Origin of the sequence: Kitasatospora sp. NBC_01300 (genome assembly GCF_041435235.1) — a bacterium.
GTDB lineage: Bacteria > Actinomycetota > Actinomycetes > Streptomycetales > Streptomycetaceae > Kitasatospora.
The window spans coordinates 1,869,370-1,891,593 of the sequence record NZ_CP108408.1 but is presented as its reverse complement, the minus strand read 5'-3'; the positions used below and the strand labels follow the sequence as shown (position 1 = coordinate 1,891,593).

Below are 22,224 nucleotides of genomic sequence, written 5' to 3'. Positions count from 1 at the left end.
GGCCCTTCGCGTGTGTGGATGCGTGGAGGTGTCAGTCCTCGCCGAGGTAGGCCTTGCGGACGGACTCGTCGTGCAGGAGGTCGGCACCCGTCCCGGAGAGGACGATGCGGCCGGTCTCCATGACGTAGCCGCGGTCGGAGAGGGAGAGGGCGGCCTGGGCGTTCTGTTCGACGAGCAGGATGGTCGTGCCGGCGGCCTTGAGCTCGATGATGGTCGCCATGATCTTCTGCATCATCAGCGGCGACAGGCCCATGGACGGCTCGTCGAGCATGAGCAGTTTGGGCTGGGACATCAGGGCCCGCCCCATGGCGAGCATCTGCTGTTCGCCGCCGGAGAGGGTGCCGGCGGCCTGGCGGCGGCGTTCTCCGAGGATGGGGAAGAGGTCGTAGGCACGGTCGACGTCGGCGGTGATGCCGGCGGTGTCGGCGCGCAGGAAGGCGCCGAGGAGGAGGTTCTCCTCGATGGTCATGCGGGGGAAGATGTGCCGGCCTTCGGGGGAGTGGGCGAGGCCGAGGGCGACGATCTTGTGCGCGGGGACGGTGGTGAGGTCCTGGCCGTCGAAGGAGATGCGTCCGGCGGTGGGTTTGAGGAGTCCGGAGAGGGTGCGCAGGGTGGTGGTCTTGCCGGCGCCGTTGGTGCCGATGAGGGTGGTGACCTCGCCCTGGTTGACGGTGAAGCTGATGCCCTTGACGGCTTCGATCTTGCCGTAGGCGACGCGGAGGTCCTCGACCTCGAGGAGTGCGGTCACTGGTCGGTCTCCGTAACGGTCTCCGCGACTGCGGGGGTGGTGCCTTCGAGCGGGGCGCCGAGGTAGGCGGTGATGACGCGTTCGTCGTTCTGGACGGTTTCGCGGTCGCCTTCGACGATCTTCTGGCCCTGGACGAGGACGGCGGTGCGGTCGCAGAGGTTGAAGATGAAGCGCATGTCGTGCTCGATGACGAGGATCGAGACGCCCTGGTCGCGGATGGCGAAGACGAGTTCCTCGGCGGCGCGGGTCTCCTGGGGGTTCATGCCGGCGGTGGGTTCGTCGAGCAGCAGGAGGCCGGGGTCGGAGGCGAGGGCGCGGGCGATCTCCAGCTTGCGCTGTTCGCCGTAGGGGAGGTTGCGGGCGAGGTGGTCGGCCTTGTCGGCGAGGCCGGTGAAGGCGAGGAGTTCCATGGCCTTCTCGCGGCTCTCGTTCTCGGCGCGGTGGTAGCCGGGGCCGCGGAGGATGGCGGAGAAGATGCCTTCCTTGGTGCGGGTGTGGCGGCCGACGAGGACGTTCTCCAGGACGGTCATGTTGGCGAAGAGCCGGATGTTCTGGAAGGTGCGGGCGATGCCGGCCTGGGTGACGAGGTGGGGCTTGGGCGGCAGGAGGGTGCCGCGGTAGCGGACGGCGCCCTCGGTGGGGACGTAGAGGCCGGTGAGGCAGTTGAAGAAGGTGGTCTTGCCGGCGCCGTTGGGGCCGATGAGGCCGATGATCTCGCCTTCGCCGACGGTGAGGCTGACGTCGTTGACGGCGGTGAGGCCGCCGAAGCGCATGGTGACGCCGGTGACTTCGAGCAGGGGTGTGGCGGTGGTGGTCATCTGGGTGGTCACGCCCCTGCCTTGGTGAGTGCGGCGCCGTCGCCGGCGGGCTGGGCCGGGATGGCGGCCTCGTGGAACTCCAGTTGGCGGCGCCGGTTGGGGATGAGGCCCTCGGGGCGGACGCGCATCAGGATGATGAGGGCGGCGCCGAAGGCGAGCAGCTGGTAGTCGGAGAGGAATTCGAGCTTCTTGGGGATGAGGAAGAGGAGGGTGGCGCCGGCGAGGGGCCCGCTGATGGTGCCCATGCCGCCGAGGATGACGGCGGCGAGCAGGAACGCGGAGTTGGGCGGGAGGGCCTCGGCGAAGGTGTACTGGTCGGGGGTGACGGTGTAGCTGACGTGGGCCTGGACGGTGCCGGCGAGGCCGGCGAGGCAGGCGCCGAGGGCGAAGGCGAGGAGCTTGAGGCGGAAGCCGTTGATGCCCATGGCCTCGGCGGCGGTCTCGTCCTCGCGGATGGCGACCCAGGCGCGGCCGATGCGGGAGTTGCCGACCCGGGCGAAGACGAGCACGACCAGGGCGGTGACGAGGAGCATCAGCAGGTAGTAGTTGGAGAAGCGGCCGAGTTCGATGCCGGCGACGGTGTGCGGTTTGCCGAGGTCGAAGCCGAGGATCTCCAGGTCGGGGATCCGGGGGATGCCGTTGGAGCCGTTGGTGACCTTGGGGCCGGTGGTGCCGTTGAGGTTGAGCATGGTGATGCGGAAGATCTCGCCGAAGCCGAGGGTGACGATGGCGAGGTAGTCGCCGCGCAGTCGCAGCGTGGGGGCGCCGATGAGGACGCCGAAGACCATGGAGACGGCGGCGCCGGTGAGCATCGCGGCCCAGAACGGGAACTGGACGTGGATGGGGGAGGCGGGGGAGCCGGAGACCAGGGCGGCGGCGTAGGCGCCGACGCCGAGGAAGGCGACGTAGCCGAGGTCGAGCAGGCCGGCGAGGCCGACGACGATGTTGAGGCCGAGGGCGACGGTGGCGAAGATCAGGATGTTGGTGGCGACGGAGGTGTACTGGTCGCTCGTCTGGGTGAAGGGGAAGCTGGCGGCGGCGGCGAAGGCGGCGCCGGTGGTGACGGGGCGGTGCTTGACGGTCAGGGCGCGCAGCCGGGCGAGCAGGCCGGACCGGGTGAGGGCGGGGACGACGAGGGCGGCGAGCAGCAGGTAGCCGATGAAGAGTTCGCCGTACTCGGTGTCGATGCCGAAGGTGATCGCGAACAGTCCGAGGCCGAAGGCCAGGACGATGATCAGGACTTCGGCCCAGGAGGGGAGTTGGCGCGGCGCGGGCAGGGGCCGGTCGACGGTGCCCAGGCGCAGCCAGGCGTTCGCGAGGTGGCCGAGCTGGAGGAGCAGGACGACGCCGGCGGCGATGGCGAGGGCGCCCGCGAGGGCGGTCATCACGGGGGCGACGGCCTGGTCGCCGGGGATGGCGTGGGCGGCGAACCAGCCGGCGGGGGCGACGGGGACGAGCAGGAAGAGTCGCCTGTCGAGGATGCGCAGCGGGACGCGGGTGCGGCGGTCCAGGGGGAGGCCGAGGGCGCCGAGGACGGTGAGGAGGCCGCCGGCGGCGAGGATCCAGCCGCCGGCTTCGAGGTTGGCGAGGCCGCCGAGTTCGGTGGCGATGGCGGCGACGGAGAAGACGCTGACGGCGAGGGCGCCGGTGGCGGCGTAGAGGACGGCGTTGTGGCTGCGGGTGGGGGCGGCCCAGCGCAGGCCGGGGGTGCCGTGGGTGGCGAGGAGCAGGAGGAGGACGAGGAGTCCGGCGGCGAGGGCGAGCCATTGGAGGCCGGCGGGGGAGCCGGTGTAGGTGAGGTCGCCGGGGAAGTCGGAGGTCCAGGTCCAGGGGAGGGCGGCGGAGGCGGCGGTGGTGAGGGCGCCGAGGCCGGTGAGGGCGGCGGCGGCGCGGGCCGGCAGGGGGATGACCGGGGTGGTTTCGGTGGTGGTGGTCATGGTGGTCACGCCCTGTCCGCGACGCGCTCGCCGAGCAGGCCCTGGGGCCGGACGAGGAGCACGAGGATGAGGAGTACGAAGGCCCAGACGTCCTTCCAGGCGCCGCCTCCGAAGAGGTGCATGCCGGGGAGGTGCTGGATGTAGCCGGTGGCGAGGCTTTCGGCGAGGCCGAGGGCGATGCCGCCGAGCATGGCTCCGTAGATGTTGCCGATGCCGCCGAGGACGGCGGCGGTGAAGGCCTTGAGGCCGAGGATGAAGCCCATGCGGAAGTCGACCTGGCCGCTGCGCAGTCCGTAGGCGACGGCGGCGACGGCGGCGAACGCGGCGCCGATGGCGAAGGCCATGACGATGATGCGGTCGGTGTCGATGCCCATGAGCTTGGCGGTGTCGGGGTCCTGGCTGGTGGCCTGCATGGCGCGGCCGGAGCGGGTGCGGGTGACGAACCAGCCGAGGGCGAGCATGCACAGCGGGGCGGCGACGAGCAGGAAGAGGTCGCTGCGCTGGATGGTGACGGAGCCGAGGCTGAAGGGGTCGCCGGGGATCTTGGGGAAGACCCGGGCCTTCTTGGCGTCGGGGTAGAAGGAGAAGACGAGTTGCTGGAGGAAGATGGACAGCCCGATCGCGGTGATGAGGGGTGCGAGTCGGGGGGCGTTGCGCAGGGGCCGGTAGGCGAAGCGCTCGGCGGCGACGGCGGTGAGGGTGGAGACCAGGATGCCGGCGATCAGCATGAGCGGCAGGGCCAGCCACAGGGTGGTGCCGCCGGGGAGGGCGAGGTAGGCGGTCAGGGCGCCGAAGCCGCCGACCATGACGATCTCGCCGTGGGCGAAGTTGATGAGCTGGACGATGCCGTAGACCATCGTGTAGCCGATCGCGACGAGTCCGTAGAGGGCGCCGAGGATCAGGCCGTTGGCCAGCTGCTGCGGTAGGTCGTGCACCGCTGGGCCTCCGTAGTGCGTTCGGGGGTGTCCGCGTGGGTGTGGTGGATGTGGGGGCGCGCGGGGGCACTCGTGGCGCCCCCGCGCGCTGTGCTGCTGGAAGGTGGTGCGGCCGGTTCAGCGGTTGAGGTTCCGCCACTGAGGGTTCAGCCGCTGAGGGCTGAGCCGCTGGAGGTCGGGCCGCTGGAGGTTCAGCCGCTGAAGGTGCCGGTCTTCTCCACGGTCCACTTGCCGTCCTTGACGGTGTAGACGGTGAGTTGCTTGTTGGTGGTGTCGCCGAACTCGTCGAAGGAGACCTTGCCGGTGACGCCGTCGAAGGAGACCTTCTGGACGGCGTCGACGACGGCGGCGCGCGGGTTGGCGGGCAGCTTGCCGTTGTTGGCGGCGGCGACGGCCTTGACGGCCTGGATGATGGCCCAGCCGCTGTCGTAGGAGTAGCCGCCGTAGGTCTCGTAGGGGTCCTTGTAGCCGGCGGCCTTGTAGTCGGCGATGAACTTGGCGGCGGTGGGGAGTTGTTCGACGGCGCCGCCGACGGCGGTGGCGAAGTCGCCGGCGCTCTTGGGGTTGAGCTTGATGAAGTCGGCGCTCTGCATGCCGTCGCCGCCCATCAGCGGGATGTTGACGCCGGCGTCCTTGAGCTGGAGGGAGAGCGGGCCGGCGGCGGGGTACTCGCCGCCGTAGTAGACGGCTTCGGCGCCGGAGGTCTTGACCTTGGTGACGATGGCGGAGAAGTCGCGGTCGTCGGGGTTGACGTGCTCCTCGCCGACGATGCTGCCGCCCTGCTTGGTGAATTCGGCCTTGAAGGTGGCGGCGAGGCCGGCGCCGTAGGTCTTCTGGTCGTCGATGAGGAAGACCTTGGACTTCTTGGCGTCCTTGGCGAGGTACTGGGCGGCGAAGGGGCCCTGGACGGCGTCGGTGGTGGCGGTGCGGAAGTAGGTCTTGAAGGGGCGCTTCTTCTCGCCGGTGACCCACTTCTCGCCCTGGCTGAGGGCGACGCCGGTGTTGGCGGGGGAGATCTCGACGAGGTTGGCGTCGTTGAAGATCTGCTGCATCGACTGGGCGACGCTGGAGTTGAGCGGGCCGACGACGCCGAGGACGCTGTTGTCGGCGACGAGCTGGGTGGCGTTCTGCTGGCCGGGGCCGGGCTTGGCGGTGTCGTCCAGGGCCTTGACCTGGAACTTGACGCCGGGGACCTCGTTCTGCTCGTTGGCCTTCTTGACCGCGAGGTCGACGGAGTTGCGGATGCCGATGCCGATGGCGGAGAGGTCGCCGGTGAGCGGGGCGTCGATGCCGATGGTGACGGTGGTGGCGGAGCCGCTGTTGCCGCTGCCTCCGTCGGCGGACTTCTTGTCGTCGCGGGAGCCGCACGCGCTGAGGCTCAGGGCGCCGATCACGGCAATGCTCACGACAATTGCGGAACGGTGACGCACGAGGGTCCCCTTCGGTTCGGGAGGCGCCGCGCCTGAGTTGGCGGGAGCCGGGATGCGCGGAGGGCCGGGCCCAATCCGTTGGCGCGGTGACTGGCCGTGACTCTAGATGCCTCTGGGCGACTCGGGCAGTGGTGTGGCGAGGCTGTGATTCTCTTGTTATGAGCACACAGAGCACTTGTCTCAGCATGTGGTCGTTTTGGCGCGACCGATCCGCCGATGTAGGGCGTTTAGGGGCTGTTGGGGCGATGTAAGGGCCAGAAATGGGGGTTGCAGCTGGCCTGGTCGATAGTCGGACACGCATGTCCGATTCACTTGTTCCGGTCATGCCTGTCCGAATTTCGGACAACGAGGGCATGGCGAGGGAACTCCGGGCCGCCTGCGGGCCTCGGAGCGGGCCATTGCTCGGATTTCCTACTTGTTACACAGCGTTACCTACGCGGTTTCCGGGCATGCTGCCGCGTCGGCCGCGCCCGGACATGCCGCCGCCCCCTTGTCCAGACCAACGCCTGCCCAGGGGGGCGGAAGGTCAAACAAGGGGGCGGCCAAGGGATTTGATGAACCGTCGGCACCGGGAAGGACCCCGGCGCGGGGTCAGAGGTCGCGCAGCATGCAGGTCAGCCGGCAGCTGGTGACCCGCTTGCCGGTGTCGTCGGTGATCGCGATCTCGTACGTGGCGGCGGTGCGGCCCTTGAACACCGCCGTCGCCACCCCGGTGACCAGCCCGGAGGTGGCCGAGCGGTGGTGGGTGGCGTTGAGGTCCACCCCGACCGCGTACCGGCCGGGGCCCGCGTGCAGCATCGCGCCGATCGAGCCCAGCGTCTCGGCCAGTGCCGCCGACGCGCCGCCGTGCAGCAGCCCGTACGGCTGCTGGTTGCCCTCCACCGGCATGGTGCCGACCACCCGGTCGCCGGAGGCCTCGACGATCCGGATGCCGAGCTTCTCGCCGAGGGCGCCGCCGGAGAAGGTCTGCGGGTCGACGCCGAGCTTGGCGAAGTGGTCCAGCACGTCCTGCGGGACCTTCAGGACGGGGGCCGCGTCGGGGGCCGCGTCGGTCATGGGGAACTCCTGCCGCTCGGGGATCGTCATCGTGCTGCCTGTGATCGTACGACCGTCCTACTCGGCGGTAGCGGCCGTGTCCGGGGTCGGGGCGTGTTCGGGGCCGTGTCCGGGGTCGGGCCGTGTCGACGGGCGCCCGCGCCCCGCGCCCGACCGGCACGGCGCCCCTTTTGTCGGTGCCGGGCCATAGGATCGGTGGCCGGTAGTGGAATCGGCAGGAACGGGACGTTGACGTGGCTACGCAGAGTACGGACAAGGGCGCGACGGGTGGCGGCGGGGCCGGCCCGCGGCCCCGGCTGATGCTGCTCGACGGGCACTCGATGGCCTACCGGGCCTTCTACGCCCTGCCCGTGGAGAACTTCAACACCTCCACCGGCCAGCCCACCAACGCGGTCTACGGCTTCGCCTCGATGCTCGCCAACACCGTCCGGGACGAGCAGCCCACCCACCTCGCCGTCGCCTTCGACCTCTCCCGGCAGACCTTCCGCTCCGTCGAGTTCCCCGACTACAAGGCCAACCGCGCCAAGACGCCGGACGAGTTCCGCAGCCAGGTCCCCCTGATCGGCGAACTGCTCGACGCGATGAACGTCCCCCGGCTGACGGCCGAGGGCTTCGAGGCCGACGACATCATCGCCACCCTGGCCACCGCCGCCGAGGCGGCCGGCTACGACGTCGACATCGTCACCGGCGACCGCGACTCCCTCCAGCTGGTCACCGACCACATCACCGTCCTCTACCCGACCAAGGGCGTCTCCGAGCTCACCCGCTACACCCCGGAGAAGGTCGCCGAGAAGTACGGCGTCACCCCGCGCCAGTACCCGGACCTCGCCGCCCTGCGCGGCGACCCGTCCGACAACCTGCCCGGCATCCCCGGCGTCGGCGAGAAGACCGCCGCCAAGTGGGTCAACCAGTTCGGCTCCTTCGACGAACTCGTCTCCCGCGCCGACGAGGTGAAGGGCAAGATCGGCGAGAAGCTGCGCGAACACCTCGACTCGGTCAAGCGCAACCGCGTCCTCACCGAGCTCGTCCGCGACGTCGAACTCCCGCTCGGCGTCGGCGACCTGGCCCGCGCCCCGTTCGACAAGGCCGCCGTCGGCACGCTGATGGAGTCGCTGGAGTTCCGCAACGCCAACTTCCGCGACCGCGTCCACGGCATCGACCCGGCCGCCGGCGAGGAGGAGGCCGCGGCCGAACTCGCCCCCGGCGTCGAGGTCGACGGCGAACTCCTCACCGACCCGGGCACGCTGGCCGGCTGGCTGCGCGAGCACGCCGCCGACACCAAGGCCCCGGTCGCCCTCGCCGCCGTCTACCAGTGGGCGCTCGGCACCGGCGAGGTCACCGAAGTCGCCCTGGCCGCAGGGGAGTCCGCCGCCTGGTTCGACCCGGCGCAGCTCGCCGAGGAGGACGAGCGGGCCTTCGCCGCCTGGCTCGCCGACCCGGCTGCCCCCAAGGCCCTGCACATCGCCAAGCAGGTCATGCGGGCCTTCGCCGAGCGCGGCTGGGCCATCGAGGGCGTCGTCGCCGACACCGCCCTCGCCGCCTACCTGGAGAAGCCCGGCCGCCGCACCTTCACCCTGGAGGTGCTCGCCGAGGAGTACCTGGCCCGCTCGCTCACCCCCGCCCCCGCCACCGAGGACGGCCAACTCGCCTTCGACGCCCCGGAGGAGGACCCGGCGGCCGGCGCCCAGGCGCTCATGCTCCAGGCCCGCGCCGTCCTCGACCTCGCCGCGCTCTTCGACACCCGCCTCGCCGAGGTCGGCGCCACCGGGCTGCTGCGCGACATGGAGCTGCCGATCGCCGCCCTGCTGGCCCGGATGGAGCGCACCGGCATCGCCGCCGACCGCCCCTGGCTCACCAGCCTGGAGGCGCAGTTCGCCACCGAGATCCAGCGCGTGGTCGAGGAGGCGCACGCCGCCGCCGGGCGCGAGTTCAACCTCGGCTCGCCCAAGCAGCTCCAGGAGATCCTCTTCGGCGAGCTCGCCCTCCCCAAGACCAAGAAGATCAAGACCGGCTACACCACCGACGCCGACGCGCTCACCTGGCTCGCCACCCAGACCGACAACGAACTGCCCGTCATCCTGCTGCGCCACCGCGACCAGGCCAAGCTGCGCACCACCGTCGAGGGCCTGCTCAAGACGGTCTCGCCCAAGGGCCGCATCCACACCACCTTCAACCAGATGGTCGCCGCCACCGGCCGGCTCTCCTCGCAGGACCCGAACCTGCAGAACATCCCCGTCCGCACCGAGGAGGGCCGCGCCATCCGCCGCGCCTTCGTCGTCGGCGAGGACTACGAGTCGCTGCTCACCGCCGACTACTCGCAGATCGAACTGCGCATCATGGCCCACCTCTCCGAGGACGAGGCCCTGTTGGAGGCCTTCGCCACCGGCGAGGACCTGCACACCACCGTCGCCTCCCAGGTCTTCGAGGTCCCGGGCACCGCGGTGGACGCCGAGATGCGCCGCAAGATCAAGGCGATGTCCTACGGCCTCGCCTACGGGCTGTCCGCGTACGGGCTCTCGCAGCAGCTCGGCATCAAGCCCGGCGAGGCCCAGGGCCTGATGGACACCTACTTCGAGCGCTTCGGCGGCGTCCGCGACTACCTGCGCCGGGTCGTCGACGAGGCCCGCGCCACCGGCTACACCGAGACGCTGCTCGGCCGCCGCCGCTACCTGCCGGACCTCAACAGCGACAACCGCCAGCGCCGCGAGATGGCGGAGCGGATGGCCCTCAACGCCCCGATCCAGGGCTCGGCCGCCGACATCGTCAAGATCGCCATGCTGCGGGTGGACGAGGCGCTGCGCGCCGCCGGCCTCACCTCCCGGATGCTGCTCCAGGTGCACGACGAAATCGTGCTGGAGCTGACGCCGGGCGAGCGCGAGCAGGTCGAGGCGATCGTCCGCGAGCAGATGGCCGGCGCCTACCCGCTGCGTGCCCCGCTGGACGTCTCGGTGGGCGTCGGCGCCAACTGGGAGGCCGCCGCGCACTGATCCGGCGGCGCGGTTCTCGGCGCCGCGGTTCGGTGTTGCGGTTCGGCGTTGTGGTTCTCGGCGGGCTCGGACACGGCTGGTGTCCGGGCCCGCCGCTACGTTTCCGCGGGCCGTCGCGCAGCGGGCGCGACGATCGGCGGTGGGCAGCGGTGGGCAGCGGTGGGCAGCGGGGGATGGCGGGGAGCCGCGTGGCGGTCCAGAATGATCTGATGGTCACGCTTGAGACTCCGCGTCTGATCCTGCGCCGCTGGCGCGAGGAGGACGTCGCGCCCATGGCTGCCGTCAATGCCGACCCCGAGGTCATGCGGTGGATCCGTGACGGCAGCGTCCGTGACGAGCAGCAGACCCGCAGCGGGATCCAGGCCTGGGAGAGCGAGTGGGAGGCGCAGGGCTTCGGCCTGTTCGCCGTGGAGATCCGGTCCACCGGTGAGCTGGCCGGGTTCACCGGCCTCTCCGTCCCCGGCTTCCTGCCGGAGGTACTGCCGGCGGTCGAGGTCGGCTGGCGGCTGGGGCGCTCCCACTGGGGGCAGGGTTTGGCCACCGAGGCCGCTGCGGCCGCTGTGCGGTTCGCGTTCGAGGAGCGAGGGCTGGAGCGGATCGTCAGCATCACTCAGGTGGGCAACGACGCCTCCGAACGGATCATGACCAAACTGGGGATGCGGCTGGACCGTGAGACCGTCAGTCCCGCCGGCGGTCGGCGAGTGCGGGTGTTCGCGTTGTCGTCGGACCAGTACGCCGCAACAACCACTCGGCACTGAGCGCGGCCACCTGCTCGGCGGTCCCGCCGAGGCCCGGGAGTCAGCTGCTCACCGTCTCGGCTGCGTCGGCTACTTCGCTGCGTCCGCTGCGTCCGCTACGTCGGCTACGTCCTCTACGTCCGCCACGTCGGCTACGTTCGCGCGGTGCAGGAACGCCTCGACGAGGCGGTCGGTGAAAGCCTCGTCCACGGGTTCCGCCGTCACCAGGACGCGGTGGTAGAGCGGCCCCACGAGTTGGTCGATCTCCGCCGCCATGTCGAGTCCGGCGGCGAGCTGGCCGCGTTCCATCGCGCGTTCCAGCGGGAGCCGGTCGCGTCGGCGCTGTTCGTCGAGGTACCCGGACCGCAGGGCGGCGGCGAACGCGGGATCGTGCTGGGCGTGCCCGATGAGGGCCTTGAAGACGGCGCCCGCGTCGGACCGGGTGAGGAACAGGGCCAGTTGGCGCAGGTGGGCGCGCAGGTCCGGGGCCAGGCTGCCGTGGTCCGGCGGGGTCAGGGCTTCGGCCGCGTCCTGGAGGAAGGCGTCCAGGAGGATGTCGGTCTTGGTCTTCCACCAGCGGTAGACGGTCTGCTTGGCGACGCCCGCCCGGGCGGCGATGCCCTCGATGGTGACGCCGCTGAAGCCCTTCTCGACCAAGAGGTCGTCGGCCGCCTCCAGCACCGCCTGCCGGGCCTGTTCGCTGCGGCCGTGCCGGTTGCCGTGGTGGCGCGCCGCCGGTTGCGACCCGGCCGCCGCGGCGGCCGTACTTCCTCGTTCCATGTCTGCCTCCTGGGGCCAGGGTAGGCCAGAACCGCTAGACGCAACGCAACGGTGCGTCTAGTCTAGGCCCATGACACCCACCAACACCCTCGAAGACCCCCGCGTCGCCACCGCCCTCGACCGGATGTTCCGGCATGCCGAGCAGGACGAGGAGACCAGCAGGCGGATCCGGGCGGCATGGCCCCAGGACTCCGGGCCCCTCGGCCCGCAGGAGCGGGCCGACGCCAACGCCGAGGTCTACATGCCGATCTCCGCCCAGGGCGGCCGCCTCCTCTACAACCTGATCCGGGCCGTCCGCCCCGCCACCGTCGTCGAGTTCGGCACGTCCTTCGGCATCTCCACGCTCCACCTCGCCGCCGCGGTGCGCGACAACGGGACGGGGCGGGTGATCAGTACGGAGCTGAGCGCCGCCAAGGCCGCGGCCGCCCGCCGGACGTTCGCCGAGACGGGGCTGGACGACCTGATCACCGTCCTCGAAGGAGACGCCCGCGACACCCTCGCCGCAGTCGACGGCTCCGCGGACTTCGTCCTCCTCGACGGCTGGAAGGACCTGTGCCTGCCCGTCCTGCGACTCCTCGAACCCCGCCTCGCGCCCGGCACCCTCGTCGTCGCCGACGACGTCGACCTGGAGGCCCTCGCCCCCTACCTCGACTACGTCCGCGACCCCCGCAACGGCTACCAGAGCGTCACGTTCCCCGTGGAGGACGGAATGGAGATCAGCTGCCGCCTCTAGACCCGCTAGACCCGTGTGACGTCGTGATCAGGTGTGGGCGCCGCCTTCTTCGTGGGGGCGGAACCCGGTGAGAGGACACCGGTCACGCGGTACCTCCGGACGGACGGGACTCCGTCAGGTCGCCGGGGTCGAGGAACTGGCGGACGTCCGAGGCGAGACCGGCCAGCTGTTCCCCGGCCTCCAGCCACGTGGTGACCGAGGCCTCCCAGGATGCGTCCCGACCGATCCGGGGCCGGACGGTCCAGGTGAGGCCGACGTGGCCCCCCGGGCGGAAGACGGCCCGCAGGGCGAGGCGGTGGGTGCGCCAGGTGCGCTCCGCCTCCCAGCCCCGGTAGTCGGCGGCCAACTCGTCGAGGAAGTCGGCCGGATGGTCCGGGCCGCAGGCCCAGGCGGTGACCGAGTCGAGCCGGGCCCGGAGGCCTTCGGCGTGCAGTTCCACGGCGAAGCCGGTGCCGTGCTCGTCCGGGAAGTGGCGGTCGGTGAGCCTGACCCGGGTGGCCGGGTCGTTCCGGCAGCGGACGTCGACGGCCGGCGCGTCGGTGGGGGCGGTGGGGTCGGTGGGGTCGGTGCGCTGGTCGTTCATCCGCCGGACGATAGACGGCGCGGTGCCGGAAGTCATCGTGATTCCGGCCCGGCCCGGTGCGATCGCGTGGGCGGAGCCGGTCGCCGTCGGCCGACGGCCCGCACGGCCGGCCCCGGGAAAAGGACGCGCGCCACTGCGCCCCGCCAGGCGATCATGGCTGCCATGACGGATGCAACCGGACCGGAGCCGCTGGGCGTGTGCCTCGTGGCCAATGTCGCTCAGGAGACCGCTCACGGCGAAGGCGGGGCGGAGATCCGCAAGGGGCTGCGGCACTTCGCGCCGGGGGCGAAGGTGTGGATCGCGCCGCCGGCCTGGGGCGACGGCGGTGACTGCGTCATCGTCGCCGGACGTCATCGGGGCAACAGCCGTCGTTACGTGCGGATCGTGATCAAGAGCCGGTTCCTGGTGAACTTCCGGGTCCATGCCGTCTACAGCCCGGCGCTGGTGCGCGCGTTGACGGAGGCGGGACCGGGCGAGGAGAAGGATTTCGGCGCCCGCTTCCTGTGGGATCCGGAGCAGGCGGAGAGCTGGGCGCGATCCCGGAACGCGTCGAGGGCGGGCTGAAGGAGGGCTGGGGGAGGGCCGGGGCGGGCTGGGGGCGGCGAAGCCGGCGCGCCGGTGGGGCGGCGCGCCGGGAGCACCTCCGGGTCAGCCCGCGAGGTGCTCCAGGAGCAGCGGCACGATCCGCTCGGCGTCGGCCTCCGGCAGCCAGTGGGTGGCGCCCTCCAGCGCGACGAACCGGTACGGGGCGCTGACGTGCTTGGCCGTCAGGTCGGCGGCGTCGCGGCCCAGGGCGCGGTCCTCGGTGCCCCAGACGAAGAGCGTGCGGACGGTGATCTCGCCGGCCGGCACCCGGAGTTCCTCGTTGATCGCCCGGTACCAGTTGAGCCCGGCCGTCAGCACGCCCGGCTCGGTCAGGCGTCGGACGTTGGACTCGGCCTGGTCCGTCGGCAGCGCGCCCCGGTAGATCGCGCGCAGCCTGGCCGCGTCGTCGGCCAGCATGGCCCGCTCGGCCACGTGCTCCGGCAGGCGGAACTCCCTGATGTACTGGGAGCGTTGGCGCTGGTCGCTGTCGTTGTTCAGGGCCTCGTAGAGCGCCTCGGGGTGCGGGGTGGAGAGCACGGTCAGGCTGTGCAGCCGCTCCGGGTGGGTGGAGGCCAGTGCCCAGGCGACGAGGCCGCCCCAGTCGTGGGCGACCAGGTGGAAGCGCGGCGCGTCCAGGGCGTCGGCGAAGCCCAGCGCGTCCGCGACCAGCAGCTCGACGGAGTAGTCCGCGATGTCCGCGGGGCGGGCGTCGGGGGAGTAGCCGCGCTGGTCCACCGCCACGGCGCGGTAGCCGGCCGCGGCCAGCGCGGTCAGCTCGGCGCTCCAGCAGTCGGCGAACTCGGGGAACCCGTGCAGCAGCAGGACGAGCTCCCCGTCGGCGGGCCCGGCGGCGAGCCCGTCGAAGGTGTGCCGGCCGACGGTCAGACGGACTGGGGTGGGCAGGGGTGAGGACATGGTCAGCTCCTGTTGGTAGCACGTCAACAGGACGATCACATCACAGGGTTGGGCGGGCGAACGCGGCGGGCCGACGCCGGTGCTCGCACTTGGCGTGAGGGCCCAGGCACAGGAAGTCGGCGGGGCCGACTTCCTGCGTTCAGCCCGGCCCGTCGCTGTCGACGATCGCACGCGCGGGGTCACCGCCTTCGAGGCCCGGGCGAGGAGTGGAGCGGCGATCACACGTGGATGCATGGCAGGCTGCCCTGCATGGTGACCAGTGATGCGTCGTGGGCCGATGACGGGGTGTTGGCAGTGTGTCCTGAGCTGACGGATGCCGAACTCGACGAACTGTTCGGCGCGTCGTGGCCGGATCACAAGCCGACCTCCTTCGCGCCGATGCTGGCCCGCAGCCTCGCTTGGATCGCGGCGCGCCGGGGGAACCGACTGGTCGGATTCGTCAACGTCGTCGGCGACGGCGGTGTGCACGCCTTCGTCCTGGACACCACCGTCCACCCGGACGAGCGCGGGCAGGGGCTCGGGACCCGGCTGGTGAGGGCGGCCGCCGACGAGGCGAGGGCACGCGGCGCCGAGTGGCTGCACGTCGACTACGAACCGCACCTGGAGTCCTTCTACGGCCAGTGCGGATTCCGGCCGACCGCCGCCGGGCTCATGCGGCTCTGAACGGGCCGCATCCGTAGCTTCAGTGGGTGCTGTCGTGGCTGCCGGTGCAGGCAGGGGCCGCCACCGGCGGACTCGGCGACCCCGGATGCGACCCGGTGCGGTACGGCAAGGTCCGTAAGCACGACCCAGCCCCGGTCAGGCCGGTTCTCCGGTGAACAGGAAGTCGTCGGCGGTGGCATCCATCAGAAGCTCGTCGCAGGGACGGCCGAGCCAGTAGCCGGACTGCCGGAGGCGTCCGGCGGGCTGGAAGCCTGCCTTCTGGTAGGCCGCGACGCCCGCCGCGTTCGGCTCCAGGACCTTCAGCCAGACCATCCTCAGTGCGGAGTACTGAAAGGCCCAGCGAAGGGTCAGGGCGGTGGCCTCGGCGGCGAGGCCCTTGCCGCGGGCCTCGGGCGCGATGAGGATGACGAACTCGGCGGTGCGCACGGCGGGGTCGATGGAGAGCGTCGTGAGGCCGACCGGGGTGTGGTCGTCGGCCGTGATCACCTCGAACTGAGGGTAGTCGCGGTTGCGGCCCTGTCCCTCCCAGCCGCCGGCACGGACCTCCCAGGACTGGGCGACCTGGGTGCCGTAGCCGAGGATCGTGCCGGGGTCGTTCTCCCAGCGGTGGTAGTCGGGCAGGTGGTCGCGGTCGGTCATGGCCAGGCTGACACGCTCGCCGGTCAGCAGGATGTGGGGTGTGCTCATCAGGTTCTCGTTCCAGTGGGGTTGGGTACGTTGATCGGGGTGTAGCGCTTGGTGCGCTCGGGCTCTTCGACGGGCTCCTCCTGAGCGTCGCAGATCCAGGCGTGCAGGCGGATGGGATCGGCGGCGATGCCGTGCCGCCAGGCCCCGCCGCGTCGGCCGACGGCGAGCAGGAGGGACGCCGCGGTGGACTCCTCGAGACAAGCGACCCGGGCGGGGATCGCGCGTGCGGCCCACCGAACGGAGAGCACCGCCGCGCGAGCGTGCGCCGTACGGGCCCTGGGCAGTCGATGGCCTGTCTCGGCCAGCCGGGCCATCCGTCCGAACTTCGAAGCGGGGGAGCCGAGGTGGCGGACGGCGAGGGTGATCAGCAGGCAGGCTGTTGCCGAGGTCCGCCAGGCCCAGGGCGGGGTAGGCAGGTGGTCGAGCCGGGCGGTGTTCTCGTCGGTGCCCCAGGACGGGACCGACTCGGCGATGGTGACCGGGGGCGGCGCGGGGCTGTTCTGGACGGCGGTGAGCCATTTCGACAGGGCGTCGCCCGTCAGGAGGACGGTCGCACCGGTCCGGTAGTTGACGACGATCCCGGCCCTGCTGGTCAGGGCGGTGCGGGTGTCCCCACTGGGTGTCGGTGTCATGCGGCGTGAACCTCCCACCGGACCTGTGACGTGGCCGTGTCGGCGGCCCGCAGCCAGAGCTCGGTTCCCAGCAACGGCTCGATCCTTCCCCAGGGGATGTCCACGCCGAGGAGAGCTTGCCGCAGCAGGGATCGGACCGTGCCGGGGCGGATCAGGCCGAGGCCGGCGAGGTGGCCGTCCACGAGGTCCAGGACGCGAGCCTCGTTGGCCCGCAGACCGTGATGGTGGTCGACGGCGAAGGTCCCCTTGGCGCCCCGCTCCACGACCTGCGGGGGAAGGAGTCCGGTGACCGCGTCGGACAGCAGTGGCTTGTACCGGCGGGCGGACCAGCGTCTGGCAGGGTCGGCGGCCAGCACGGTCTCCACCACACGGGGGTCGGTGAACGGGTTGTGCATGGCGATGCCGTGCTCGGCGGCGACCTGGTTCTCGGTTGCCGCCGTCCGGGCGACGTAGCGGGCCTCGGTCAGGAGACGGGTGTCGGCGTGGCCCAAGGTGAGGACATCGCGGTAGGGCTGGGTGGCTTCGGCTGCGAGAGCCACAGCGCGATCGGTCAGCCACGGGGGACGGATGGCGCCGTCGGCCAGGGCTTGGGGGTTGGTCCAGGCGGCTGCGAGCGCGGGCCAGGGGCTGGTGCGGTAGAGGCGGGCCCATGTCTGGGCATCGCGGGCCATTCGTAGGAGGCGGCCGGATCGGGCGAGGTCGGCCAGGTGTACCGGTGGCTGCATGAACAGGGTGTCCCCGCCGTCTCCCGTCAGGTGGACTCTGGCTCCGTGGCTCGCCAACATGGCCATCTGGGAGGTGAGTTGAGCGATGGTGATGGCCGATGGCGCGGGCTCGTCGGTCAGTGGCAGCGTGTCCGGGGCGCTGTACGGAAGGTGCTCGGTGCCAAGCGCCATGAACTCGTGCCGGATGGAGGGGAAGGCCCTGGCGACGGTGCGAGCGTGGTCGACGTCTCCGCCTGTGGCGGTCCCCTTCGGGTGGTAGGTGACCGCGATGACCGGGCCGTGGCCGGCGGCGAGCGCCGCGAACGTGCTGGAGTCCAGACCACCGGAGAGGTCGGAGGAGACCGCCTGGCCATTGATCCGCGAGCTCACGGCCCCGGCCAGATCCTCGCGCAGACGATGGACCGCCTCGTGCCAGGCCAGTACGGGCCTACGCCAGTACGGGGTGGTATCGGAAGCGACGCCCGGCCGCGCGAGCAGCCGATGCCCTGGTGGGATCTGCTCGACATCCGTCCAGGCCGAGTGGCCCGGCGTCCACCCGGCCGGGTCCACGAGGTGCGCGGCCAGCCAGGTCGTGTCGGGTCGTGCTCCTCGTAGGCGGGCGAGGGCCAGAGAGCTGGAAGCCCAGACCGCCGCGCCGCTGATACGGGTGGAGTACAGGGGGCATGCGCCGATCGGGTCGGACCAGATCAGCTGGGCACCGTGCCCGTCGTCGAGGACCAGGGCGTAGGCCCCGGGCCACGCCGTCGCTGCTGTGTCCAGCGTTGAGAGATCGGTCGCGTCCACCAGCCGGGCCAGTTCGGCGTCGGCCGCCCCGCAAGGACCGAACACGGCGAGGCGCCGCCCGCCGCGGCCCTTGGCCAGCCTCACCGGGGTGCCGACGGACCAGAGGAGCGGTTTCCGCCACAGCAGACGTGCACCGAGGGGGATGTGCGCCGTGCTGGTGCGTGTGAGGTGGCCGCCGAACCAGCCCATGTGATCGCCTCCGATGTGCCGAGCCCGTGAGTGGTGCGGCGGCACCCCGACGGGGTGCCGCCGCCGTGCCGTCAGGCCGCGTCGTAGGGCGAACGCTTGCCCTCGACGCTGTTGCTGTTGCTGCCGTTCGTCAGAGCGGCCGCGTCGCCCAGGATCACGACCTCGCCGTCCTGCTCCGGGTCGAAGGTGCTGGTGTCCTCCATGCTGGCTCTCCTCATGCTGGTTGCGGATCGCAGCGGGGCTCGCTGCGGTGGGTCGTGCAGCCTTCCGCGCGGCGACGTCCTGCGTGGCCGGTGATCTGATGGTGGCGGAGACTGTTGGGACTGCGGCACCGCGTACCGGGACGTATTTTGGACGTCCTGGGACGTTCTCAGCGCGACGCGAACGACCGCAGGAGTCCCAGAAGACCTGAGGTGTCCGACAGGTCCGGCAGCACGGTGCTCGCGCCGGCGGCGACGAGGTCGGCCTGGCTGTCGACTCCCGTGGCCACCGCGATGATCTCGGCGTTCGAGGCGAGCGCCGCCTCCACATCGCGAGGAGTGTCCCCCACCAGGACGACCGGCACATCGACGGGCAGGCTGTGGTGCCGATGAACGCGTTCACGGGCGACGGCAACCAGCTCCGGACGCTGGACAGCATCGGCCCCATAGGCCCCGACAGTCATATCCAGCAGCTCGTCGAGATCGAAGGCCGTGAGCTTCACTCGCGCGTTGGCCGCAACGTTGCCGGTCAGTACCGAGGAGACCCAGTCGGGCTGGTCTGCTGCCGCTGCGAGGGCCGCCCGGACGCCCGGCAGAGCCCTGCCGCGTCGGCGCAGCTCGCCCAGCCGCTCAGCTCCCGCAGCCTCAAGGGCTGCTTGGACGGTCGTCCAGTCGGGCTCCGGCCGGCGGTTGCGGAGGAACATCTCGCGCATGATCAGACGGTCGGTGCGGCCTCCGGTCCGAGCCGCCCATATCGGAGGATGTCCCGCCAGGGAGGTGAAGGCGGCGGCGTAGATCTCCTTGCTCACCCCCGCGTTCTCGATGAGCGTGTGGTCGATGTCCCAGAGGATGATCAACGGCATGTCGCCAGCGTAGGTACTCTGTCGACCAGTCAGCTCGATGAAAACGCCCCGCAACGTCCTTGCGAGCCCACGCCCGCCTCGGCTTGTATGGGCTCTGTGAACGAGCGACTTCGCTCCGTACTCGCCCAGCGCGGTGTCTCCCCCGAATCACTCGCCGCCGCCTGCGAGGTGGACCCCAAGACCGTGGGCCGTTGGCTCAGCGGTCGCGTGCCGCACCCGCGACACCGCTTCGTGGCCGCCCAGCACTTGCGAGTTGAAGAGACCTTGCTCTGGCCCGTGCTCCGGCCCCGGACAGGTCGACCGCCGACGGTCGGCATCGAGTTGGTCGGCACCTATGCCAACCGGGCGAGCGTACCCAGGGAGATGTGGCTGTCCCTGCTGCAGGAGGCCAAGACGCAGATCGACGTACTCGTGTTCTCCGGGACGTTCTTCGCCCAGACCAACCCTCACGTGGCGAGGATGCTCGCGGAGCGGGCCGCGGCGGGCGTTCGCGTGCGCCTCTGCTTCGGAGACCCAATGGGCAAGGCCGCCGCTGTCCGGGGCCGAGAGGAGGGTATCGGCGACACCCTCGCTGCGAAGATCCGCGCCTCGCTCACCTACTACCGGAGTCTGCCTGCCAAGGCCGGCTGTGAAGTGCGCCTCCACGACACCACGCTCTACAACTCGCTGTTCCGCTACGACGGCGACCTCCTGCTCAACCCGCACGTGTGGGGCCAGCCCGCGAGCGCCAACCCCCTGCTCCACCTCAAGAGGGTCGACCCCATGGGCTGGTTCGACAACTACGCTCAGAGCTTCGAAGCCGTCTGGGGCAGCGCAAAGCCCTGGACACCCGAACCGGAGGGGAACACCCCGCATGGGCAGGACTGAGTACCTCAACGACCCCGACGCCCCCAAGGCCAACACCCTCATCCCCGCCAGCAACCTGCTCGTGGTCGACGACAGCGGTGCGATCCTGTTGCAGCGCCGCCGCGACACCGGCCAGTGGGCCCTGCCCGGCGGAGCGCAGGACATCGGGGAGACCGCCGCCCAGTGCGCGGTTCGCGAATGCCTGGAGGAGACCGGCGTCATCGCCGAGGTGACCGGCTTCCTGGGCGTCTACACCAACCCCCACCACATCGTCGCCTACACCGACGGCGAGATCCGCCAGCAGTACGAGAACGCCTACATCGGCCGCCCCGTCGGCGGCGAGCCCACGATCAACGACGAGGCCGACGGCGTCCGCTGGATCCAGCCCGCTGACCTCGACCAGTACGACATCCATCCCAGCATGCGTCAGCAGATCGGCGACTACCTCGCCGGCACCTACCCCTACCTCGGCTGAGCCGCCGGCGCCGCCTCCACCCGCGCCACCGCCGCGAAGACCTCCGGCGCCGCCCGACGGATGAACCGCCCCACCACGCTGCCCGCCCCGTAGCGGCCGACGATCTCCGCCACCCGCTCCTCGGCGGTCGTCCGCACCCCGTCGGGCGTCGTCGTCATGTCGCAGTACACCAGGGCGTCCACCAGGCGCTGGTCCTCCAGCAGCGGGAACTCCGCCTCCAACACGTCACGAAGCCCGCGCTCCTCCGCCTCCAGCAACGCGAACGAGTGGTTCGCCACCAACCGCGTCAGCCGGTCGTCCGCGCCATGAACGTCACGAAGGAACCTGGCACCGTCCAGCGGGTGAAACCGGGTGGCTGCGAGCCGCGGCGCGTACCCGACGTCATGCAGGACCGCGGCCGAGACCAGAAGCTCGGCATCGCCCCCGAGTACGTGTGCGAGGCCGGCAGCACGCTGAGCAACACCGAGCGAGTGCTGCCATCGGCGCCGGAGCGGCTCGGCGAGTTCCTTCTCGGCCAATGACTGTGCCCACGCAAGAAGTCCATGCTTCATGGATGGATCGTGCCCAGCGGTGAGAGTCCAAGACCCACCACCAGCGGGGCCTCTTTCTCCAGGGGCAATGTCAGTGACTTGACGGCGATCGCGAGCCGCCGACCTGCGGCGATGCTGCGGCCAGAGAACAGTGGAAGACCGCAACGTCAGCGGCATTGCGTCTAACGCGCCGCGTGCGGGCGGGGGCCGTGTTTCTGGTGTGCGCAGGAAGTCGGGTGGGTCGACTTTCTGTGTTCATGGGTGGGTTGTGTGGGCGGCTTGGGCTTGGGCTTGGGCTTGGGTGCGGCAGTGGGTGAGGGCGGGTTTGAGGCGGGGGTCGGGGGTGGTGGTGAGGAGGAGTTCGCCGGCGGTGGTGAGGGTGGTCCAGTAGTGGGTGGGGTTGCCGGTGGTGGGGTGGGGTTGGGTGGCGGTGAGGGAGAGGTAGGCGGTGGTGAGGTTGCCGGTGGTGAACCAGCGGGTGAGGCCGTGTTGGTGGCCGGCGCGGATGCTGCCGTGGGCGTCGATGGCGGTGATGAGGAGTTCGATGATGGCGAGGTCGCGGTCGTCGGGGGTTTTGGGGATGTCGAAGACGCCGAGGGCTTCGAGGAGTTCGCCGGTGTCGTTCTCGGTGCCGGGGCGGGGGTTGGCGAGGAGGGCGTCGTAGCAGTCGTCGAGGCGGCGTTGGGTTTCGGCGGCGGGGATGCCGAGGGCGGTGCAGACGGCGCGGGCTGAGCGCAGGGGTTCGCGGGTGCGGCGGGCGAGGGTGGCGTAGGTGTCGGCGGGGGTGGAGCCGGTGTCGAACAGGTGGCGGGCGGTGAGGGGGAGTCGCATGGTGGGTGCCTGTTCAGACGGTGAGGAGGGTGGAGGTGGGGGGCGTGGGGGCGATGAGGGCCCAGACGAACTTGCCGACGCCGCCGGCGCGGGGGCAGCAGCCCCATTTCTCGGCGAGTTCGTTGACGAGGAGGACGCCGCGTCCGTGTTCGTCGTCGGGTGTGGGGGTGTGGAGGGAGGGGCGGCCGGTGCCGGCGTCGTGGACTTCGAGGCGTAGGCGGTGGTCGTTGGTGAGGGCGAAGCGGATCTCGATGAGGCGGTCGGTGGGGGCGTCGGCGGTGTGTTGGACGGCGTTGGCGAAGAGTTCGCCGAGGAGGAGTTCGGCGGTGTCGCGGTAGCGGTCGCCGGTGGGGAGCGCGGCGAGGTAGGCACGGAGCAACTGCCGTGCAATGGGGGTGGATTCGGTGCGGGAGTCCAGGCGAGCGGCGAACGTGCGGGGGCGGGGAGCGGTACGGATTTTGAGCATGGCGGGGCACCTCAAGGGGGCGGATGGGGGAGCGCGAAGGGAGCGCGATGTGACGCTGTGCACGCGAAAGATCGCTCTCAGGTGTCAATC

The 22,224-nt window shown here is 71.0% G+C and carries 24 protein-coding genes; 7 read left to right on the top strand and 17 right to left on the bottom strand.

The annotated features are described in order from the left end of the window. Window positions 1-31: 31 nt before the first annotated feature. The 6 genes from OG556_RS08395 to OG556_RS08370 form a co-directional block, all read right to left on the bottom strand. The gene (locus OG556_RS08395) at window positions 32-748 is read right to left on the bottom strand and encodes an ABC transporter ATP-binding protein (protein ID WP_371516574.1); all 717 of its coding nucleotides are present in this window, start codon (window positions 746-748) and stop codon (window positions 32-34) included. Beyond that, the gene (locus OG556_RS08390; RefSeq protein ID WP_363588927.1) at window positions 745-1,566 is read right to left on the bottom strand and encodes an ABC transporter ATP-binding protein; all 822 of its coding nucleotides are present in this window, start codon (window positions 1,564-1,566) and stop codon (window positions 745-747) included. Before OG556_RS08390 ends, OG556_RS08395 begins: the two co-directional genes overlap by 4 nt. Before the next feature lie 8 nt (window positions 1,567-1,574). Beyond that, window positions 1,575-3,503 carry a branched-chain amino acid ABC transporter permease gene (locus tag OG556_RS08385; protein ID WP_371522621.1) on the bottom strand — a complete coding sequence of 643 codons (1,929 nt, stop codon included), beginning with the start codon at window positions 3,501-3,503 and terminating at the stop codon, window positions 1,575-1,577. Between the two features lie 5 nt (window positions 3,504-3,508). Beyond that, a complete protein-coding gene (locus OG556_RS08380) occupies window positions 3,509-4,438 on the bottom strand; it encodes a branched-chain amino acid ABC transporter permease (protein ID WP_371516573.1) in 930 nt (309 codons plus the stop codon). 191 nt (window positions 4,439-4,629) lie between these two features. Further along, window positions 4,630-5,868 (bottom strand): branched-chain amino acid ABC transporter substrate-binding protein, encoded by a 1,239-nt coding sequence (locus OG556_RS08375; RefSeq protein WP_371516572.1) that lies wholly within the window; start codon window positions 5,866-5,868, stop codon window positions 4,630-4,632. 591 nt (window positions 5,869-6,459) lie between these two features. Continuing rightward, window positions 6,460-6,924 carry a hotdog fold thioesterase gene (locus tag OG556_RS08370; RefSeq protein WP_363368771.1) on the bottom strand — a complete coding sequence of 155 codons (465 nt, stop codon included), beginning with the start codon at window positions 6,922-6,924 and terminating at the stop codon, window positions 6,460-6,462. A 299-nt stretch (window positions 6,925-7,223) separates the two neighbouring features. Between OG556_RS08370 and polA the strand changes: the two genes are divergently transcribed. Beyond that, window positions 7,224-9,911 carry a DNA polymerase I gene (gene polA, locus OG556_RS08365; RefSeq protein ID WP_371522619.1) on the top strand — a complete coding sequence of 896 codons (2,688 nt, stop codon included), beginning with the start codon at window positions 7,224-7,226 and terminating at the stop codon, window positions 9,909-9,911. A 209-nt stretch (window positions 9,912-10,120) separates the two neighbouring features. Next, a complete protein-coding gene (locus OG556_RS08360; protein WP_371516571.1) occupies window positions 10,121-10,669 on the top strand; it encodes a GNAT family N-acetyltransferase in 549 nt (182 codons plus the stop codon). Window positions 10,670-10,738: 69 nt separating this feature from the next. On the opposite strand, the gene OG556_RS08355 is transcribed toward OG556_RS08360, so the two are convergent. Further along, a complete protein-coding gene (locus tag OG556_RS08355) occupies window positions 10,739-11,428 on the bottom strand; it encodes a TetR/AcrR family transcriptional regulator (protein ID WP_371516570.1) in 690 nt (229 codons plus the stop codon). Between the two features lie 70 nt (window positions 11,429-11,498). Between OG556_RS08355 and OG556_RS08350 the strand changes: the two genes are divergently transcribed. Continuing rightward, window positions 11,499-12,161 carry an O-methyltransferase gene (locus OG556_RS08350; protein ID WP_371516569.1) on the top strand — a complete coding sequence of 221 codons (663 nt, stop codon included), beginning with the start codon at window positions 11,499-11,501 and terminating at the stop codon, window positions 12,159-12,161. A gap of 82 nt (window positions 12,162-12,243) precedes the next feature. Here OG556_RS08350 and OG556_RS08345 read toward each other — a convergent pair whose 3' ends face one another. After that, complete coding sequence (locus OG556_RS08345) at window positions 12,244-12,744, bottom strand: DUF6228 family protein (protein ID WP_371516568.1); 501 nt, start codon at window positions 12,742-12,744, stop codon at window positions 12,244-12,246. 162 nt (window positions 12,745-12,906) lie between these two features. Here OG556_RS08345 and OG556_RS08340 point away from each other — a divergent pair, with 162 nt between their 5' ends. Next, window positions 12,907-13,308 carry a hypothetical protein gene (locus tag OG556_RS08340; protein WP_371516567.1) on the top strand — a complete coding sequence of 134 codons (402 nt, stop codon included), beginning with the start codon at window positions 12,907-12,909 and terminating at the stop codon, window positions 13,306-13,308. A gap of 84 nt (window positions 13,309-13,392) precedes the next feature. Here the strand turns inward: OG556_RS08340 and OG556_RS08335 are convergent, their stop codons facing one another. Next, window positions 13,393-14,244 carry an alpha/beta fold hydrolase gene (locus OG556_RS08335; RefSeq protein WP_371516566.1) on the bottom strand — a complete coding sequence of 284 codons (852 nt, stop codon included), beginning with the start codon at window positions 14,242-14,244 and terminating at the stop codon, window positions 13,393-13,395. 249 nt (window positions 14,245-14,493) lie between these two features. Between OG556_RS08335 and OG556_RS08330 the strand changes: the two genes are divergently transcribed. Continuing rightward, a complete protein-coding gene (locus tag OG556_RS08330; RefSeq protein WP_371516565.1) occupies window positions 14,494-14,907 on the top strand; it encodes a GNAT family N-acetyltransferase in 414 nt (137 codons plus the stop codon). Between the two features lie 135 nt (window positions 14,908-15,042). Here OG556_RS08330 and OG556_RS08325 read toward each other — a convergent pair whose 3' ends face one another. The 5 genes from OG556_RS08325 to OG556_RS08305 all read right to left on the bottom strand — a co-directional run bounded on the left by OG556_RS08325 (window position 15,043) and on the right by OG556_RS08305 (window position 18,986). Further along, window positions 15,043-15,594 (bottom strand): GNAT family N-acetyltransferase, encoded by a 552-nt coding sequence (locus tag OG556_RS08325; protein WP_371516564.1) that lies wholly within the window; start codon window positions 15,592-15,594, stop codon window positions 15,043-15,045. Continuing rightward, entirely contained in the window at window positions 15,594-16,226 is a 633-nt protein-coding gene (locus OG556_RS08320; RefSeq protein ID WP_371516563.1) for a lasso peptide biosynthesis B2 protein, read from the bottom strand. Before OG556_RS08320 ends, OG556_RS08325 begins: the two co-directional genes overlap by 1 nt. Next, the gene (locus tag OG556_RS08315) at window positions 16,223-17,923 is read right to left on the bottom strand and encodes an albusnodin/ikarugamycin family macrolactam cyclase (protein WP_371516562.1); all 1,701 of its coding nucleotides are present in this window, start codon (window positions 17,921-17,923) and stop codon (window positions 16,223-16,225) included. Before OG556_RS08315 ends, OG556_RS08320 begins: the two co-directional genes overlap by 4 nt. Before the next feature lie 71 nt (window positions 17,924-17,994). Further along, window positions 17,995-18,126, bottom strand: a complete 132-nt coding sequence (locus OG556_RS08310; RefSeq protein ID WP_371516561.1) for an albusnodin family lasso peptide — start codon at window positions 18,124-18,126, stop codon at window positions 17,995-17,997. Between the two features lie 167 nt (window positions 18,127-18,293). Continuing rightward, window positions 18,294-18,986, bottom strand: coding sequence for an HAD family hydrolase (locus OG556_RS08305; RefSeq protein WP_371516560.1), 693 nt, complete (start codon window positions 18,984-18,986; stop codon window positions 18,294-18,296). A 96-nt stretch (window positions 18,987-19,082) separates the two neighbouring features. Here OG556_RS08305 and OG556_RS08300 point away from each other — a divergent pair, with 96 nt between their 5' ends. Both OG556_RS08300 and OG556_RS08295 read left to right on the top strand, forming a co-directional pair. Further along, on the top strand, window positions 19,083-19,853 hold the full coding sequence (locus OG556_RS08300; protein WP_371516559.1) for an XRE family transcriptional regulator: 771 nt from the start codon (window positions 19,083-19,085) through the stop codon (window positions 19,851-19,853). Further along, window positions 19,840-20,307 carry an NUDIX domain-containing protein gene (locus tag OG556_RS08295; protein ID WP_363368600.1) on the top strand — a complete coding sequence of 156 codons (468 nt, stop codon included), beginning with the start codon at window positions 19,840-19,842 and terminating at the stop codon, window positions 20,305-20,307. Before OG556_RS08300 ends, OG556_RS08295 begins: the two co-directional genes overlap by 14 nt. Here the strand turns inward: OG556_RS08295 and OG556_RS08290 are convergent. From OG556_RS08290 to OG556_RS08280, 3 genes are all read right to left on the bottom strand, one after another. Continuing rightward, window positions 20,295-20,858, bottom strand: a complete 564-nt coding sequence (locus OG556_RS08290; RefSeq protein WP_371516558.1) for an HD domain-containing protein — start codon at window positions 20,856-20,858, stop codon at window positions 20,295-20,297. The two genes, OG556_RS08295 and OG556_RS08290, sit on opposite strands and share 13 nt — an antisense overlap. 234 nt (window positions 20,859-21,092) lie before the next feature. Next, the gene (locus OG556_RS08285; RefSeq protein ID WP_371516557.1) at window positions 21,093-21,668 is read right to left on the bottom strand and encodes a hypothetical protein; all 576 of its coding nucleotides are present in this window, start codon (window positions 21,666-21,668) and stop codon (window positions 21,093-21,095) included. 13 nt (window positions 21,669-21,681) lie between these two features. Further along, entirely contained in the window at window positions 21,682-22,134 is a 453-nt protein-coding gene (locus OG556_RS08280; RefSeq protein WP_371516556.1) for an ATP-binding protein, read from the bottom strand. Window positions 22,135-22,224: the final 90 nt, after the last annotated feature.